Raw genomic sequence first — 16,585 nt, 5'->3', positions numbered from 1 at the left:
CTAGGGTCTGCGGTGTGGGAGACACAACGACAGAACCGCCACTGGTCCAGGCCAAGGCACTGGTGAAGCGGTTCGGTGACTTCGAAGCGGTCCGCGGTATCGACGTGGAGGTGCGGCCGGGCGAGGCGTTCGGCTTCCTGGGGCCCAATGGCGCCGGGAAGTCGTCCACCATGCGGATGATCGCGTCCGTGTCGCCGCGCACCGACGGCGACCTGCGCGTGCTGGGCATGGACCCGGACGTGTCCGGGCCGCGGATCCGCGCGCGGCTGGGCGTGGTGCCGCAGGAGGACAACCTCGACGTCGAGCTGACCGTGCGGCAGAACCTGCACATCTACGGCCGGTACTTCGGGCTGTCGCGGGCGCACATGCGGGGCAAGGCCGAGGAGCTGATGGAGTTCGCGCAGCTCACCGACCGCGCGGAGAAACCGGTCGATTCGCTCTCAGGCGGTATGAAGCGCCGGCTCACGATCGCGCGCTCGCTGGTGAACGACCCGGAGCTGCTGCTGCTCGACGAGCCCACCACGGGGCTCGACCCGCAGGCGCGGCACCTGTTGTGGGACCGGCTGTTCCGGCTCAAGGCGCAGGGCACCACGCTGATCGTCACCACGCACTACATGGACGAAGCCGAGCAGCTGTGCGACCGGCTGGTGGTGATGGACGGCGGGCTGATCGCCGCCGAGGGCTCGCCCGCGGAGCTGATCGCGCGGTACTCCACCCGGGAGGTCGTCGAGCTGCGGTTCCCGGCGGGGGAGCAGGAAGCGGCGGCGCGGCGGGTCGAGGGCCTGGCCGACCGCGTCGAGGTGCTGCCCGACCGCGTGCTGCTCTACACCACGGCCGGCGAGGACACGCTGGAGCGCGCGCACGAGCGTGGCCTGCGGCCGTTGTCCAGCCTGGTCCGCCGCAGCTCGCTGGAGGACGTGTTCCTCCGGCTCACCGGCCGGACGCTGGTGGACTGATGACCGCACCCGCAACCGGCCGCGTCGTCGGCAGCTGGCACGGCGCGTGGCTGCGCGTCGAGGGCCACTGGACCTGGTACCGGCGGTACTGGCTGGCCACGCTGTATTCCACAGGCCTGCAGCCGGTGCTGTTCCTCGCCGCGATGGGGCTCGGCTTCGGCTCGCAGGTGCAGGCGGGCCCGGCCACCGGCGGCCTGTCGTACCTGCAGTACGTGGCGCCGGCCCTGCTCGTCGCCGGCTCCGCCCAGATGGGCGTCAGCGATTCGAGCTACCCCGTGCTGTCGGGGTTCAAGTGGCAGAAGGACTACCTGGCGGTCACGGCCACGCCGGTCTCGCCGGGCCAGGTGCTCGGCGGGCACCTGATCTGGACCACGCTGAAGCTGACGCTGGCCGGCTCGATCTACGCGCTGATCGCCCTGTTCTTCGGCGCCTGGGCGAACTTCGGCGCGCTGGCCGTGATTCTCGCAGGCACCCTGACCGGCCTCGCCTGCACGACCCCGATGGCCGCGCTGGCCGCGAAGACGTTCGACGAGGGCACGCGGTTCGGCCTGATCTTCCGCTTCGTGGTGATCCCGATGACGCTGTTCTCGGGCACCTTCTTCCCGGTCACGCAGATCCCGCTGTACCTGCGCTGGCTCGCCTGGATCTCCCCGCTGTGGCACGGCACGCAGCTGTCCCGCGCCGTCACCCTCGGCGGGGTCGGCGCCTGGCCCGCGGCCGGCCACGCGGCCTACCTGGCCGCACTGGCGGCGGGCGGCTGGGCGCTGGCCCACCGCTTCTTCCGGCAACGGCTGGTGAACTGATGCCCCGGCCGTTGCTGTGCCCCAGACCCCTGCGCCCCAGGTCCCTGTGCCCGTCCCGAAAGCCGGTGAACCGATGACCCTGCTCGACGCCCCCGAGCGGCGCGGCCTGATGCTGCGCGTCCTGCCGCCGGGCCTGTACAGCGGCCGGGCGAGCGCGCTGATCGAGCGGGCGCTCACGGTCTACAGCCGGTCCTGGATGATCCTGCTGTCCGGGGTCTTCGAGCCGCTGTTCTACCTGGTCGCGTTCCAGGTCGGGTTCGGCAAGCTCGTCACCAGCGTCGCGGGCCCGGACGGGCGGCCGATGAGCTACGTCGCCTTCGTGGCGCCCGCGCTGCTCGCGTCGTCGGCGATGAACGGCGCCGTCTTCGAGTCGACGTACAACCTGTTCTTCAAGCTCCGCTACGCGAAGACCTACGACGCCATGCTCGCCACCCCCATCGGCCCCCTCGACGTCGCCCTCGGCGAGATCGGCTGGGCCATGCTCCGCGGGGGCATCTACTCGGTCGCCTTCATGGCCGTCACGGGTGCGATGGGCCTGCTCACGTCGTGGTGGGCGCTGCTGCTCCTGCCGGTGTCGCTGCTGGTGTCGTTCGCGTTCTCGGCGATCAGCATCACGCTGGTGAGCTTCCTGAAGTCGACCTCGCAGTTCGACTACATCCAGCTCGTGCTGATGCCGATGTTCCTGTTCTCCACCACGTTCTTCCCGCTGTCGGTCTACCCCGAGGCGCTGCAGTGGGTGGTCCGCTGTTTCCCGCTCTACCACGGCATCGAGCTGATGCGCGGCCTCGCGTCGGGTTTCCTGTCCTGGAGCCTGCTCGGCAACCTGGCCTACCTGCTGGTGCTGGCCGGCCTCGGCGTCTGGGGCTCCACGAGGAGGATCGCCAAGCTCCTGCTCACCTGACGGCGGTGTCGGGCGGCCCGGTCTGCGGCGGCTCCACCGCGGCCAGCGCGTCGGCCATGCCGTGGCCGTAGAAGCCGTTGTAGTTGTCGTAGCCCGCGCAGTACGCGTCCTGGGCGCCGTCGCCGGTCAGGTCGTAGTCGTCGGGGCACGGCATGGGCGAGGTCCGGGTTTCCAGGGCGTGGCGCAGGTTCTCGGGGGAGTAGGCCGGATGGGCGGACTTCAGCAGGGCCAGCACTCCGGCCACGTGCGGCGCCGCCATCGACGTGCCGCACAGCGGCGCGTACCCGCCCGGCACCGTGGACACCACGCACTGGCCGGCCTCCCCGCCGGGAGCGGTGACGTCGACCACGCCGAGGCCGTACGAGCTGTACCCCGCCTTGACCCGGTCCGCGCCGACGGCGGAGACCGCCACCACGTCGCGCAGCCCGGCCGGCAGCGCCTCGCACCGGCCGGAGTCCGAGGGCAGGCCTGAATGCGCCGAGGGGGTCAGGTCGACGGCCTCGTTCGTCGCGGCCGCGACGTTCAGGGTGCCCGCCGACGTCGCGTACTCCGCCGCCCGCGCCAGCACCTCGTGCACCACGCCGCGGTCGTCGCCGCGCACGCACGAGAGGGACCACGGGTTCACGAACCAGCTGCTGTTGGTCACCGGCAGGTGATGCGCCGCCGACCACATCAGGCCGCAGACGGCCGCTTCCGGGTCGGCATTGCCGCGGTCGTCGATCACCTTCACCGACGCGATCCGCACGCCGGGCGCGACGCCGGTGACGCCCCGGCTGTCGTCGGCCGCCGCGATGATGCCGGCCACGTGCGTGCCGTGCACCGAAGTGGTGGGCTGCCACGCCGCGGGCCGCGGGTCGGCGGCGCCGGTCAGGCAGCCCGCGGAGTCCTCGGCGTCGATCGCGCCCGCGAGGTCCGGGTGGCGCGGGTCGACGCCGGAGTCCAGCACGCCGACCACCACGTCACGGCTGCCCTCGGTGACCCGGTGCGCCGCGGGCGCGTTGATCGCGCGCATGTCCCACTGCTCGCCGGACAGGTCGGCCGCCGGCACCCGGGCCGGGTCAGTCGGGGAGAGCTGGGCGAGCGCCGGCTGCGGCCGGGCCGCGTCGGCCCCGGTCGCCCGCTGCGCCGCCAGCCGGGTCGCTTGTGCACTGAATGCCCGGTCTGTCCCGATATTCGCGGAGAACTCCGGATCGGCCGATGTGGCCACCGCCACAGCGATCTGCGGGTAGTACACGGTCGTGTCACCACAGGCGGTCGCGACCTGCCGGCGCGCGTCCGGTTCGGCCGTGCCGCGGTCGAACGCGACGACGTAGCGCAGCGACCGTGCCGCGGGCGCGCAGGAGTCTTCGGCCGAGGCCGCTGCCGGGCCGGCGGTGAGGCACCCGGAAAGGGTCACGACGGTGCACACGGCCGCCCACAGCGGCCGCGCCAGCAGGGACACCGGACCTCCCACCGGACGCAGGAAACGCCGGGCACCGCGGCGACGTGCGCGTGCGTGCCCGAGCCGCACGGTAGCCACCCCTCGGCACCGGGACAAGCGAAGCGCCGAAGTTCGCCCGGCTGCGTGATCGCGGCACGCCCGGTCGCCTGGGTGTGGCACCGAGTACACCGGGTGCACACCCCGGTGTGGGATACTCAGGTCGGCCGCTTCGGCGACGGGCATCCCGCCTGCGTCGCGAGTGGCCCGGTGGAGTGCCGGACCGGCACTACGTGCGTCGCACCCGGGAGGCCGGGCAGCTCGACGTCGTGGTGGGTGGCCTGAGGGGTTGCGAGCCAGACCGGCGCACCGCCGAGCAGACCTTGCCATGCGTGTCCCGCCGACCGGTGGACCGCATGGCTGTTGGCAAGGATTCCCGCCGGTGGACACCACCTGGCGGGCACGAAACAGAAAGGGCCCCTGCGCGGCCGCGTCGTCACCGGTGCAAACCGGCCGACGCGCCCGGGGGCGGAGGAGAAACATGTCGAACGCGGAAACACCCGCCGATCAGACCGGCGGGAACACCGCCGCACCCATCACCAGTTCGCTGGGTGAGCTGCCGCCGCGCCTTCGGGTGCACGCGCTCGCCAAGCTGCTGGGCTCGAACAGCCGCGACATCCTCGCCAAGCTGACCGAGCTGGGTGAGAGCCCGCGCAGTGCGCAGTCCAGCGTGACCCGTGAGGTCGCGATCCGCCTCGCCGAGGCGCTCTCCGCCGACGCCGGGGCCACCGGCGACGAGGCCGGGCAGCCCGCCGCGGCCGAGCCCGAGGCCACGCCGGCCGCCGAAGCCCCCGCGGCCGAAGCGCCGGTCGCCGAAGTGGCCGTCGAAGCCCCGGCCGCCGAGGCGCCCGCCAAGTCCGGCAGCCGCCGCACCGTGCGCCGCGGGGCCTCCCGCGCGGCCGGGCAGCCGGCCACCGAGCAGCCCGCCGACAGCCGGCAGACCTCCGAGCAGCCGACCGGCAACCAGCCGGCGGCCGAGCAGCCGGCCGTCGAAGCGCAGGCCGAACCGGCCGCCGCCCCGGAGCAGGCCGAGCGCCCCACCGGCCGCCGCAAGCGCCCGGTCCACGTGCCGGTGTTCGCCGCGCCGTCCCCGGTGTTCCTGCCGCCGGACGCCGAGCCCGCGCCGGCCAAGCCCGCGCGCTCCAAGCCGGCGCCGCTCTTCGGCGTGGTCGAGGAGCCGGCCGACGAGGACCAGGCCGAAGAGACCACCGACGAGCGCGACGACCGTGACAACCGCGATGACGACGACAGTGACGAGGCCGCCGGCCGCCGTCGCCGTCGTCGTGGCCGCCGGGGCCGTGGCCGCGGCAAGGGCGGCGACGAGGGCTCGGGCGAGGGCGAAGACGATTCGGCCGACGAGCCGGAGCGTCCGCAGGGCCGCAAGCGCGGCCGCGGTGGCGACACCACCGAGGACGACAAGCCCGCCGAGGCCGAGACCGCCGGCGCGGCCGAGTCCGAGGACAACTCCGGCGACGCCGACTCCGACAACGACTCCGACGGCGAGGGCGGCAACAAGCGCCGTCGCCGCCGTCGCCGCCGCAAGGGCGGGGACGACGACAGCTCCGACGGCTCGGGCAACGACGACCCGCCCAACACCGTCACCCACGTCCGCCAGGCCAAGGCCGAGCAGCCCGCCGAGCGCGCCGAGCGCCCGGCCCGCGACGAGGTGCGCAGCGTCCGCGGGTCCACCCGCCTGGAGGCCAAGCGCCAGCGCCGCCGTGACGGCCGCGAGGCGGGCCGCCGCCGCGCGCCGATCCTGTCCGAGGCCGAGTTCCTGGCCCGCCGGGAAGCGGTGGAGCGCACCATGGTCGTCGCCGAGAAGGGCGACTCGACGCAGATCGGCGTGCTCGAGGACGGCGTGCTGGTCGAGCACTTCGTGACGTCGTCGGGCACCGGCTCGATCGTCGGCAACGTCTACCTCGGCCGGGTGCAGAACGTGCTCCCGAGCATGGAGGCCGCGTTCATCGACATCGGCCGCGGCCGCAACGCCGTGCTGTACGCCGGCGAGGTCGACTGGGACGCCGCCGGGCTCGAGGGCAAGGCCCGCAAGATCGAGCAGGCGCTCTCCACCGGCGACAGCGTGCTGGTGCAGGTCACCAAGGACCCGGTGGGGCACAAGGGCGCCCGGCTGACCACGCAGATCTCGCTGCCCGGCCGCTTCCTCGTCTACGTGCCGGCCGGCGGGGCCACCGGCATCTCCCGCAAGCTGCCGGAGAACGAGCGGCGCCGGCTCAAGGACATCCTCAAGCGGATCGTCCCGGAGGACGCGGGCGTCATCATCCGCACCGCCTCCGAGGGCATCGTCGAGGAGGAGCTCGACCGCGACGTCCGCCGGCTCAAGGCGCAGTGGGACGTCATCAAGGAGAAGGCCGGGTCGGGCCAGCCCAAGAAGGGCGGCGCGCCGACCATGCTCTACGAAGAGCCCGACCTGCTGGTGAAGGTCGTGCGCGACCTGTTCACCGAGGACTTCGCGAAGCTCGAGGTCCAGGGCGGCAAGGCCTGGGACACCATCCACTCCTACGTCGAGCACGTGGCGCCGGACCTGACCAGCAGGCTCAAGCGCTACACCGGGACCGGCGACGCGTTCGCCGACCACCGGATCGACGAGCAGATCACCAAGGCCCTCGACCGCAAGGTCTGGCTGCCCTCGGGCGGTTACCTGGTCATCGACCGCACCGAGGCGATGACGGTGATCGACGTCAACACCGGCAAGTTCACCGGTTCGGGCGGCAACCTCGAGGAGACGGTGACCCGCAACAACCTGGAGTCGGCGGAGGAGATCGTCCGCCAGCTCCGGCTGCGGGACATCGGCGGCATCATCGTGATCGACTTCATCGACATGGTGCTGGAGTCCAACCGCGAGCTGGTGCTGCGCCGGCTGACCGAGTGCCTCGGCCGCGACCGCACGCGCCACCAGGTCGCCGAGGTCACCTCGCTGGGCCTGGTCCAGATGACCCGCAAGAAGATCGGCACCGGGCTGCTCGAGGCGTTCTCCACGCCGTGTGAGCACTGCAAGGGCCGCGGCGTGGTCGTTTCGACCGAGCCGCAGCGCACCGGTGGCGGCGGCACCGGCAACGGCGGGAACAACGGCCACAACCACGGCGGTGGCGGCGGCGGTGGCGAGAGCAAGAGCTCCCGCCGGTCCCGCGGCGGCCGCGGCAAGGGCGAGGACGTCCAGCCGCACGCCGAGCCGAAGGCGGAGCCGGTCCAGCCGGCCCCGACACCGGAGCAGCGCGAGTCCGTGGTGACGGCGGTGCAGGCGATCGCCCAGGCGGCGAAGGTCGCGGCGGTCAAGCCGGAGCACGAGGAGCACGAGGAGCACGCCCCCGAGGTCACCGACACCGCGGAGACGCCGGAGGTCCACGAGACCGCCCCGGCGGTCCCGGAGCCGGCCACGGAGGTGGCCGGGCAGCCGGTCACCAGCCCGGCCGACGAGGTCGAGGTGCCCCAGGAGGAGCCCGTCGTGGAGTCCTCGCCGGAGCCCGAGCCGGCCGAGCAGCCGGTGACGTACAGTGAGACTTCGGCCGGGGCGGACCAGTCCGCCGTGGCCGAACCCGAGGTCGACGTGCCGGCTCCGGCCGCGCGCAGCACCCGGCGCCGTCCGCGCCGCACGGCTTCGCGTCCGGCGGGTCCGCCGGTGCACGCCTCGGAGCAGAGCTGAACCACCACGTAGGGGACCCCGGTGTCCATCCACCGGGGAACCTCACGTAACCTGTAGTACGGCCTGCCACCAGAGCAGGCCGCTGCGCGAGCACCTGGACCGCCTTCACGGCGGGCCGTCCGCGCCAGCCCCCACCCGATTGCCTAGTAGTTACAGGGCCGAGATCAATGCAGGAGACTTCCGTGTCGGCGTACGCGATCGTCAAGACCGGCGGCAAGCAGTACAAGGTGGCCGTCGGCGACGTCGTCGAGGTCGAGAAGCTCGAGGGCGAGCCGGGCACCGAGCACACCTTCCCCGCCGTGCTGTTCGTTGACGGTGGCGAGGTCACCACGGACGCGGACGCGTTGGCGAAGGTCTCGGTCACCGGCAAGGTCGTCGAGCAGACCAAGGGTCCGAAGATCCGGATCCACAAGTTCAAGAACAAGACCGGCTACCACAAGCGCCAGGGTCACCGGCAGAAGCTGACCCGCGTCGAGGTCACCGGTATCTCCCAGTAGTTCTTCGGATCTTCGTAGTCTTCAGACTGAAACTTTGTAAGAAGGGGCTTAACGCTATGGCTCACAAGAAGGGTGCGTCCAGCTCCCGCAACGGTCGCGACTCCAACGCCCAGCGACTGGGCGTGAAGCGCTACGGCGGCCAGGAAGTCAACGCCGGCGAGATCCTGATCCGCCAGCGTGGCACCAAGTTCCACCCCGGCGTGAACGTCGGCCGTGGCGGCGACGACACGCTGTTCGCGCTCGCCGCCGGTGCGGTCGAGTTCGGCACGAAGCGTGGCCGCAAGACGGTCAACATCGTCGTGCCCGCGTAACGAGCGTTATCCTGGGCGACGTGTGTCCGCGGAAAACGCGGACCACGTCGCCCGTTACGTGTGCTGACCCGGGGGCCCGAGCCCCCGGACCCCCACGGTGCGGCCGCTGGCAGACCCAGCATGGTCGCACCGTTTTTGCGTGTAGGAAGAGGTAGTTGTCATGGCGTCCCGGTTCGTGGACCGCGCGGTGATCCATCTGACCGCCGGCGACGGTGGGAACGGCTGTGCCTCGGTGCACCGCGAGAAGTTCAAGCCGCTCGGCGGCCCGGACGGCGGCAACGGGGGCAACGGCGGCGACGTCACCCTGGTCGTCGACCCGAACGTGCACACCCTGCTCGACTTCCACTTCCGCCCGCACGCCCGCGCCGGCAACGGCAAGATGGGCCAGGGCAGCAACCGCAACGGCGCCGCGGGCGACGGGCTGGAGATGCACGTCCCCGCCGGCACCGTGGTGTTCACCGAGGACGGTGAGCTGGTCGCGGACCTGGTGAACGTCGGCACCACCTTCGTCGCCGCCCGGGGCGGCCGCGGTGGCCTCGGCAACGCCTCCCTGTCGTCCAAGGCCCGCCGGGCGCCTGGGTTCGCGCTGCTCGGCGAGCCGGGGGAGAGCCGCAACCTGGTGCTGGAACTGCGGTCGGTGGCCGACGTCGGCCTGCTCGGCTTCCCGTCGGCGGGCAAGTCCTCGCTGATTTCGGTGCTGTCCGCCGCGAAGCCGAAGATCGCCGACTACCCGTTCACCACGCTGGTGCCGAACCTCGGCGTGATCACCGCCGGCGCGACCGCGTTCACCATGGCCGACGTGCCCGGCCTGATCCCCGGCGCGTCCGAGGGCAAGGGCCTCGGCCTGGACTTCCTGCGCCACATCGAGCGCTGCGCCGTGCTGGTGCACGTGGTCGACTGCGCCACGCTGGAGCCGGGCCGCGACCCACTGTCCGATGTGGACGCACTGGAGGCCGAGCTGGCCAAGTACACACCGGGCCTCGGCGGCAAGCTCGACGAGCGGCCGCGCGTGGTCGTGCTGAACAAGATCGACGTGCCCGAGGCCGCGGAGCTGGCCGAGTTCGTCCGCCCGGACTTCGAGGCCCGTGGGCTGAAGGTGTTCGCGGTGTCGACGGCGTCCCGCAAGGGGTTGCGGGAGCTCACCTTCGCACTGTCGAAGGTCGTCGAGGAGTACCGCGAGGCGCAGCCGGTGCTGGAGGCCGAGCGGATCGTGCTGCGGCCGCTCGCCGTCGACGACAGCGGGTTCACCGTCGAGGCCGACCCCGAGGAGGCGGGCGCGTTCATCGTGCGCGGCTCCCGGCCCGAGCGCTGGATCCGGCAGACCAACTTCACCAACGACGAGGCCGTCGGCTACCTCGCGGACCGGCTCAACCGGCTCGGCGTCGAGGACAAGCTGGCGAAGCTCGGCGCGCGGCCGGGCAGCCCGGTCACGGTCGGCGACGTGCAGTTCGAGTGGCAGCCCTCGACCCCCGACGTCCACGTGCACCTGTCCGGGCGCGGCACGGACGTGCGGCTGGAGCGCAACGAGCGCATCGGCGCGACCGACCGCAAGGAGGCCCGCCGGATCCGCCGTGACGGGCCGGACGGCGGCTCCGAATTCGACGCTCCCGGCTCGGACACCGCCTCGGACACCGCCTCGGACACCGCCTCCGACTCCGGTGAGGACTTCGGCGCGTCCGGTCCGGACACGGGCTTCACCGAGGATTCGGTGGAGCTGGACCGGTGAGTGGCACTCGCCAGGAGATCGCCGAGGCCCGTCGGCTCGTCGTCAAGGTCGGGTCTTCGGCGCTGACCACCGCGGGCAGCGGGCTCGACGTGGCGCGGCTGGACGCGCTGGTCGATGCCATCGCGGCCCGCGTGGCGCGGGAAGCGCAGATCGTCCTGGTCTCCTCCGGCGCGATCGGCGCGGGTCTGGCGCCGCTGTCGCTGGGCAAGCGACCGCGTGACCTCGCGACGCAGCAGGCGGCGGCGAGCGTCGGGCAGCTGGCGCTGGCGCACGCGTACGCCGAGTCGTTCGGCCGCTATTCGCTGACCGTCGGGCAGGTGCTGCTGACTTCCGACGACGTGGTGCGCCGCTCGCACTACCGCAACGCGCAGCGCACGTTCTCACGGCTGCTCGCGCTCGGCGCCGTGCCGGTGGTGAACGAGAACGACACCGTGGCCACCCAGGAGATCCGCTTCGGCGACAACGACCGGCTGGCCGCGCTGGTGGCTCACCTGATCGGCGCCGACGCGCTGGTCCTGCTGTCCGATGTGGACGGACTGTACGACGGCGACCCGCGTGACGGCGCGACCCGCCGGATCACCGAGGTGCTGAGCGAGTCCGATGTGGACGGCATCAGCGTCGGCATGTCCTCGTCCGGCCTCGGCACGGGCGGCATGGTCTCGAAGCTCGCGGCCGCGCGCACCGCCGCGGGCGCGGGCATCCCGGTGCTGCTCGCCGCCGCCGCGGACGCCGCGGGCGCCCTCGGCGCGGCGGACGTCGGCACGGCCTTCGCCCCGGCCGACACCCGCCTGTCCGCGCGCCGCTTCTGGCTCGGCTACGCCGCCGACGCGTCCGGCCGCCTCCGCCTCGACGACGGAGCTGTGACGGCCATCGTGCGGCGCCGTTCGCTCCTGGCCGCCGGCATCACCGGCGTCGACGGCGAGTTCCAGGCGGGTGACGTCGTGGACCTGGTGGACCCCAAGGACATCCCGGTGGCCCGCGGCGTGGTCGCGTTCGACTCGGGTGAGCTGCCCGGCCTGATCGGCCGCTCCACCCCCGAGCTGCCCGCGGAGTTCCGCCGCGAGGTCGTCCACGCCGACGACCTGGTGCCCCTGCGCCGCTGACCCCGCGAACACGCCCGCCCGCACCGGAAACCGGCACGGGCGAGTGCGTCCGGTCAGAGGCTGATCAGCCGCGCGCCGCCGTCCGACTCCAGCACGGTGCCGGTGACGTTCGCGTTGGTGGCCATGAACACCACGCCTTCGGCCACGTCCTCGGCTGTCGCGACCTGCCTGGTGGGCAGCGCCGCGGCGAGCTGCGCGAAGTACGGCTCACGCTGCTCCGCGGGCATGTTGCTCCACCACGCCGTGTCGACGACGCCTGGTGAGACGGCGTTGACACGGATCGGGGCCAGCTCCGCGGCCAGCGGCTTGACCGTGGCCTCCAGCGCGCCGTTGATCGCCGCGAGCCCCGTGGTCCCGGGCATTCCGGTGCGTGCGCTGATGGCGGTGAGCAGCGTGATCGAGCCGGTCGGCGCGAGCCGCGGCAGCACCGCCTGGATCGTGGTGAGGTGGGCCCAGAACTTCGCGTCGAAGGCCCGGCGCAGCACGTCCAGGTCCAGTTCGGCGATCGGGCCCGCGCCCTCGGCGCCGCTGAGGCTGATCACCAGCACGTCGAGCTGACCGAGGGATTCGGCCACTGCCGCCATCGCGGCGGCGTCCCCGCCGTCGGCCTGGTGGCCGGTGAGGCCGGGGTCGGTGACCGCGATGTCGTCGAGCTTTTCCTTGCCGCGCCCGGTGATGTGGACGTCGAACCCCCGCTCGCGCAGCTTCCGCGCGGTCGCCAGCCCGATGCCCGAGGTGCCCCCAGCGACGAGGGCCGTGCGCTTGCTCATGTGTTCTCCTATTTCGAACCGTGACGTCTCGTCTCGAATTAAGCTACCATCGTTTCCCATGACCGACCAGCCCTCTCGCCCCGGCCGCAAGCGCAGCGCCCAGAGCCGCGACGCGATCCTCGTCGCCACCCTGGAGCTGATCGTCGAGGTCGGGTACGCCGGCCTGACGATCGAAGGCATCGCCGCCCGTTCGGGCGCGGGCAAGCAGACCGTCTACCGGTGGTGGCCGTCGAAAGCCGACGTGCTGATGGAGGCGTTGGCGGCGAAGGCGGACCTGATCGTGCCGGTGCCCGACCGCGGCTCGTTCGTCGAAGACCTGCGCGAGTTCCTGGTGAGCACGTTCGCGCTCGGCCAGAAGCAGCCGGTGGCGGACACGCTGCGCGCGCTGATGGCGCAGGCCCAGTTCGACCCGGTGTTCGGCGACCGCTTCCGTGAGGACTTCCTGTCACGCCGCCGCGAAGTGCTGGACCGCATCGTCGCCAGGGCGGTCGAGCGGGACGAGCTGCCGGACGGCGTCGCGCGGGGCACGGTGCTCGACGTCGTCTTCGGCACGCTCTGGTACCGGCTGCTGGCGACGCACGAGCCGCTGGGCCCGGAGCTGGCCGACGAGCTGGTGGCGCTGCTCGCTAAGGCTTGAGGTGCCGCACCACGCGGGCGAGCTGCTCCGCGTAGTCCTCGGCGAACTCGGGTGACGCGGGGTCCTGGCCGGTGATCGCGCGGGCGACCCGGGGGAACGCCAGCGACGCGCTCGCCGCCGCCATCAGCATCAGCATCAGCGCCGCGGGGTCGACGTCCTCGGGGAAGTCGCCCGCCTCCTGCCGGGCGCGCACGTAGTCGACCTGGCCGCGCAGGAACTCGCGCTGCGCGTCCACGCCGACCGCGTCCGGCGCGCCGTCGGTGAGGTTCTCCCACAGGAAGAGCCGGCCGAGGTCGGTGTCGGCGAGGCCGGTGCGCACGAAGTCGGCCGCGACCTCAGCGAGCGGCCGGTCCGTCGCCGCGAGCGCCGAAAACCCTTGGAAGACCGGGCTGTTCAGCTCGTTGTACAGGCCTTCCTTGCCACCGAAGTAGTACGAGATCAGCTGTTTGTTGACGCCCGCGCGGTCGGCGATCTCGCCCACGCGCGCCGCGGCGTAACCCTTGCTGCCGAATTCCGTCTTCGCCGCTTCGAGGATCCGCGCCCGCGTGCGTTCGCGGTCGCGCTGCCGCTCGCCGGGGCGGGGGGAGCGGCGGGGGCTGTTCTCGGGCACGGGCTCAGCCTAGTCGATGACTCAATCATCTTTGCGGTTGACTTAATCATCCGTCTGGATAATTATGGACGCCACGACGAAGGGGAGTGACCATGAGCGAGAACCTGAGGGTGGCCGTGATCGGCGGGGGCACCGGCGGGCTGTGCCTGGCGCACGGGCTGGCGGCGGCCGGCGTGGAGGTCGCGGTGTACGAGCGCAGCCGCACGCGCACGGAGCGGCTGCAGGGCTACCGCGTGCACATCAACCCGCACGGCTCGGCCGCGCTGCACGAATGCCTGCCGGCGCCGGCGTGGGAGCGGTTCCTGGCCACGCGCGGGAAGGGGACGGGTGATTTCGCGTTTGTCACCGAGCAGCTGCGCGAGCTGGCCGTGATCGACGAGGAGAAGGGGGCGGACCCGGCCGCCGCGCACCACTCCGTCAGCCGGATCTCGCTGCACCAGGTGCTCTCCACTGGGCTCGACGGGATCCTCTGGCACGACAAGGAGTTCGTCCGCTACGAAACCGGGCGCAACGGCGTCACGTGTTACTTCGCGGACGGCACCACGGCCGAGGCGGACCTGGTCGTGGGGGCCGACGGCGCGAGTTCACGGGTGCGCGCGCAGCTGCTGCCGCACGCTGAGCGGGTGGACACCGGCATCACCGCGGTCGTCGGCAAGTACCCGCTGACCGCCGAGACGCGCGGCCTCGTGCCCGCCCGGCTGTCGGCGGGGCCGAACTTCGTGCTCCCGCCACGGGGTCGCGGCATGTTCACCGCGCCGCACGAATTCGCCGGCGCCGAGGTGAACGACGAGACCGCGGACGTCGACCCGGTGCTGTTCGACAACACCGGCAGCTACGTGACGTGGGCCTACGGCGCTTCGGCCCGGCGGCTCCCCACTGGACTGTCCGAACTGGACGGTTCCGGGCTGCGTTCGATGGTGCTGGACCAGATCCGGGGCTGGCACCCGGGCCTGTCCCGGCTGGTGGAGCTGTCGCCCGAGGGCACCGTGAGCCGTCTCCCGATCAAGACCTCCGTGCCCGTCGAGTCATGGGAGACCGGCCCGGTGACCCTGCTGGGCGACGCCGTGCACAGCATGACGCCGTTCCGCGGGATCGGCGCCAATACAGCGTTGCGGGACGCGCAGTTGTTGTGCCGCAACCTGATCGGCGCTGGTGACGTCCGTGCGGCGGTCGCCGATTACGAGCACCGGATGCGCGAGTACGGCTTCCAGGCGGTGCGCGCCTCCGTCCGCAGCGCCGATCAGTTCGTCACCGAGAACCGCCTCGCCCGCGCGATGACCCGAAGCATGTTCGCGGTCGTCGGCTCGGTGCCCGCGCTGAAGCGCCGCGCGTTCGCCGAGCACGGCAAGTCGTGAATCAGAGCCGGCGCGGTGTCTCGATGCCGAGCAAGCTCAGGCCGAGCACCAGCGTCCGCGAGGTGAGCGTGGCGAGCTGGACCCGCGACGCACGCAGCTCCGGCGTCGCGGCGGCGAGGACCGGGCACTGTTCGTAGAAGCGTGAGAAGGTCACCGCCGTCTCGTACAGGTAGGTGCACAGCTTGTGCGGCGCGTACCCCGAGGTGGCGGCGCGCAAGGCCTCGCCGAAGCGAAGCAGCGTGAGGGCCAGCGCGCGTTCGGCCGGCTCACCCAGAAGCACGGGCGCTTCCGCCGGCTGCTCACCCGCCTTGGCGAGGATCGACTCGATCCGCGCGTGCGCGTACTGCAGGTAGACCGAGGTGTTGCCGTCCTTGGCCAGCATCCGGTCCCACGCGAACACGTAGTCGCGCTCGCGGTCGCCGGAGAGGTCCGCGTACTTCACCGCGCCGATGCCGACGGCCCGCGCCACCTCTCGCTGCTCGTCCGCGCTCAGCTCGCTGCGCTCGGCGACCACGGCCGCGGCCTGGGTCACGGCCTCTTCGAGCAGGTCGGCGAGCTTGGTCGTCTCGCCGCCGCGCGTGCGCATCACCTTGCCGTCCGCGCCGAGCACGGAGCCGAAACCGATGTGCTCGGCGTGCACGCCGTCGAGCCAGCCCGCCGCGCGGCAGACGGCGAACAGCATGGCGAAGTGCTGCGCCTGTGGGCTTCCGACGACGTACAGCAGGTCGGTCGCGCCGCGCTCGGCCGTCCAGTACTTCGCGGTCGCCAGGTCCGTCGCCGCGTAGCCGTAGCCGCCGTCGCGCTTGCGGACGATCAGCGGCAGCCGGTCGCCTTCGCGGTTGTGGAAGCCTTGGGGGAACACGCATACGGCGCCGTCGCTGATCTCGGTGAGGCCGTCGGCCTCCAGCTCGTCGACGACCTTGGCGAGGTACGGGTTGTAGAAGCTCTCGCCGTAGATGTCGGCGTCGGTGAGCGTGATGCCGAGCTGCCGGTAGACCTCGTTGAAGTGCCGTGTCGATTCGTCGACCAGCTCCTGCCACACGGCGAGCGTCTCGGCGTCGCCGCCCTGCAGCTTGACCACGCGCTCGCGGGAGCGCGTCGCGAAAGCCTCGTCGGCGTCGAACTTCCGGCGCGCGGCCTGGTAGAACGCGTTGAGGTCGCCGATGCCGCTGGGACCCGCGGGCGGCTCGTCCAGCAGGTGCTCGATGAGCATGCCGAACGGCGTGCCCCAGTCGCCGAGATGGTTGTGCGGCAGCACTTCGTGGCCCGCGAACCGCAGCAGCCGCGCGATCGCGTCGCCGATCACCGTCGGGCGCAGGTGCCCGACGTGCATCTCCTTGGCGACGTTCGGGCTGCTGTAGTCGAGGGCGATCCGGCGCGGCGCGGCCGTCGGCGCGACCCCGAGCCGGTCGTCGCCGCCCAGCGCGGTCATGCGCTGCTCCAGCCATTCCCGGCGCAGCACGAAGTTCAGGAAGCCGGGGCCCGCGACCTCCGGCGTCTCCGCGACGCCACCGAGCTCCAGGTGCGCCACGATCAGGGCCGCGATCTCGCGTGGCAGCCGGCCGAGCCGCTTGCCCAGGCTCATCGCGAGGTTGCACTGGTAGTCGACGCCCTCGCGGGTGGAGACGACGATCAGCGCGTCCGCCGGGGCGATCTCGACGTCCAGGGCGCGGCCGACGGCGTCCACCACGCGTCGTGCCAGTTCCTCGCTCACCTCAGTCGCCTGCATGGTGTCCCTCCTTCGCGTTGTCGGGTCGCTGAAGCCTAGCGATCCGTCC

At 72.2% G+C, this 16,585-nt stretch carries 14 protein-coding genes; 10 read left to right on the top strand and 4 right to left on the bottom strand.

Translation table 11 applies throughout. The features are described from left to right. Nucleotides 1-14 precede the first annotated feature (14 nt). The 3 genes from OG943_RS22810 to OG943_RS22800 all read left to right on the top strand — a co-directional run bounded on the left by OG943_RS22810 (nucleotide 15) and on the right by OG943_RS22800 (nucleotide 2,660). Nucleotides 15-956, top strand: a complete 942-nt coding sequence (locus OG943_RS22810) for an ABC transporter ATP-binding protein (RefSeq protein WP_328611830.1) — start codon at nucleotides 15-17, stop codon at nucleotides 954-956. Beyond that, on the top strand, nucleotides 956-1,759 hold the full coding sequence (locus tag OG943_RS22805) for an ABC transporter permease (protein ID WP_328611829.1): 804 nt from the start codon (nucleotides 956-958) through the stop codon (nucleotides 1,757-1,759). Before OG943_RS22810 ends, OG943_RS22805 begins: the two co-directional genes overlap by 1 nt. Before the next feature lie 73 nt (nucleotides 1,760-1,832). Beyond that, nucleotides 1,833-2,660 carry an ABC transporter permease gene (locus OG943_RS22800; protein ID WP_328611828.1) on the top strand — a complete coding sequence of 276 codons (828 nt, stop codon included), beginning with the start codon at nucleotides 1,833-1,835 and terminating at the stop codon, nucleotides 2,658-2,660. Here OG943_RS22800 and OG943_RS22795 read toward each other — a convergent pair. Continuing rightward, the gene (locus OG943_RS22795; RefSeq protein WP_328611827.1) at nucleotides 2,653-4,101 is read right to left on the bottom strand and encodes a S8 family peptidase; all 1,449 of its coding nucleotides are present in this window, start codon (nucleotides 4,099-4,101) and stop codon (nucleotides 2,653-2,655) included. The two genes, OG943_RS22800 and OG943_RS22795, sit on opposite strands and share 8 nt — an antisense overlap. A gap of 517 nt (nucleotides 4,102-4,618) precedes the next feature. On the opposite strand from OG943_RS22795, the gene OG943_RS22790 reads away from it, so the two are divergent. The 5 genes from OG943_RS22790 (at nucleotide 4,619) to proB (ending at nucleotide 11,435) form a co-directional block, all read left to right on the top strand. Next, on the top strand, nucleotides 4,619-7,798 hold the full coding sequence (locus tag OG943_RS22790; protein ID WP_328611826.1) for a translation initiation factor IF-2 N-terminal domain-containing protein: 3,180 nt from the start codon (nucleotides 4,619-4,621) through the stop codon (nucleotides 7,796-7,798). Nucleotides 7,799-7,980: 182 nt separating this feature from the next. Continuing rightward, complete coding sequence (gene rplU, locus OG943_RS22785) at nucleotides 7,981-8,295, top strand: 50S ribosomal protein L21 (RefSeq protein WP_184785056.1); 315 nt, start codon at nucleotides 7,981-7,983, stop codon at nucleotides 8,293-8,295. 56 nt (nucleotides 8,296-8,351) lie between these two features. Continuing rightward, complete coding sequence (rpmA, locus tag OG943_RS22780) at nucleotides 8,352-8,606, top strand: 50S ribosomal protein L27 (RefSeq protein ID WP_328611825.1); 255 nt, start codon at nucleotides 8,352-8,354, stop codon at nucleotides 8,604-8,606. A 160-nt stretch (nucleotides 8,607-8,766) separates the two neighbouring features. Next, nucleotides 8,767-10,332, top strand: a complete 1,566-nt coding sequence (gene obgE / locus OG943_RS22775) for a GTPase ObgE (protein ID WP_328611824.1) — start codon at nucleotides 8,767-8,769, stop codon at nucleotides 10,330-10,332. Further along, complete coding sequence (gene proB / locus OG943_RS22770) at nucleotides 10,329-11,435, top strand: glutamate 5-kinase (RefSeq protein WP_328611823.1); 1,107 nt, start codon at nucleotides 10,329-10,331, stop codon at nucleotides 11,433-11,435. The genes obgE and proB overlap by 4 nt, the downstream gene beginning before the upstream one ends. Nucleotides 11,436-11,488: 53 nt before the next feature. Here proB and OG943_RS22765 read toward each other — a convergent pair whose 3' ends face one another. Beyond that, nucleotides 11,489-12,205 (bottom strand): SDR family oxidoreductase, encoded by a 717-nt coding sequence (locus OG943_RS22765; RefSeq protein ID WP_328611822.1) that lies wholly within the window; start codon nucleotides 12,203-12,205, stop codon nucleotides 11,489-11,491. A gap of 58 nt (nucleotides 12,206-12,263) precedes the next feature. On the opposite strand from OG943_RS22765, the gene OG943_RS22760 reads away from it, so the two are divergent. Continuing rightward, entirely contained in the window at nucleotides 12,264-12,842 is a 579-nt protein-coding gene (locus OG943_RS22760; RefSeq protein WP_328611821.1) for a TetR/AcrR family transcriptional regulator, read from the top strand. On the opposite strand, the gene OG943_RS22755 is transcribed toward OG943_RS22760, so the two are convergent. Beyond that, complete coding sequence (locus tag OG943_RS22755; RefSeq protein WP_328611820.1) at nucleotides 12,832-13,452, bottom strand: TetR/AcrR family transcriptional regulator; 621 nt, start codon at nucleotides 13,450-13,452, stop codon at nucleotides 12,832-12,834. The two genes, OG943_RS22760 and OG943_RS22755, sit on opposite strands and share 11 nt — an antisense overlap. Before the next feature lie 92 nt (nucleotides 13,453-13,544). On the opposite strand from OG943_RS22755, the gene OG943_RS22750 reads away from it, so the two are divergent. After that, nucleotides 13,545-14,807 carry an FAD-dependent oxidoreductase gene (locus tag OG943_RS22750; RefSeq protein WP_328611819.1) on the top strand — a complete coding sequence of 421 codons (1,263 nt, stop codon included), beginning with the start codon at nucleotides 13,545-13,547 and terminating at the stop codon, nucleotides 14,805-14,807. A gap of 1 nt (nucleotide 14,808) precedes the next feature. Here the strand turns inward: OG943_RS22750 and argS are convergent, their stop codons facing one another. Beyond that, complete coding sequence (gene argS, locus OG943_RS22745; RefSeq protein WP_328611818.1) at nucleotides 14,809-16,536, bottom strand: arginine--tRNA ligase; 1,728 nt, start codon at nucleotides 16,534-16,536, stop codon at nucleotides 14,809-14,811. Between the last annotated feature and the right edge of the window lie 49 nt (nucleotides 16,537-16,585).

Source organism: Amycolatopsis sp. NBC_00345, from assembly GCF_036116635.1.
In the GTDB taxonomy this organism is placed as follows: Bacteria; Actinomycetota; Actinomycetes; order Mycobacteriales; family Pseudonocardiaceae; genus Amycolatopsis.
This window is presented reverse-complemented; position numbering and strand designations above follow the sequence as displayed.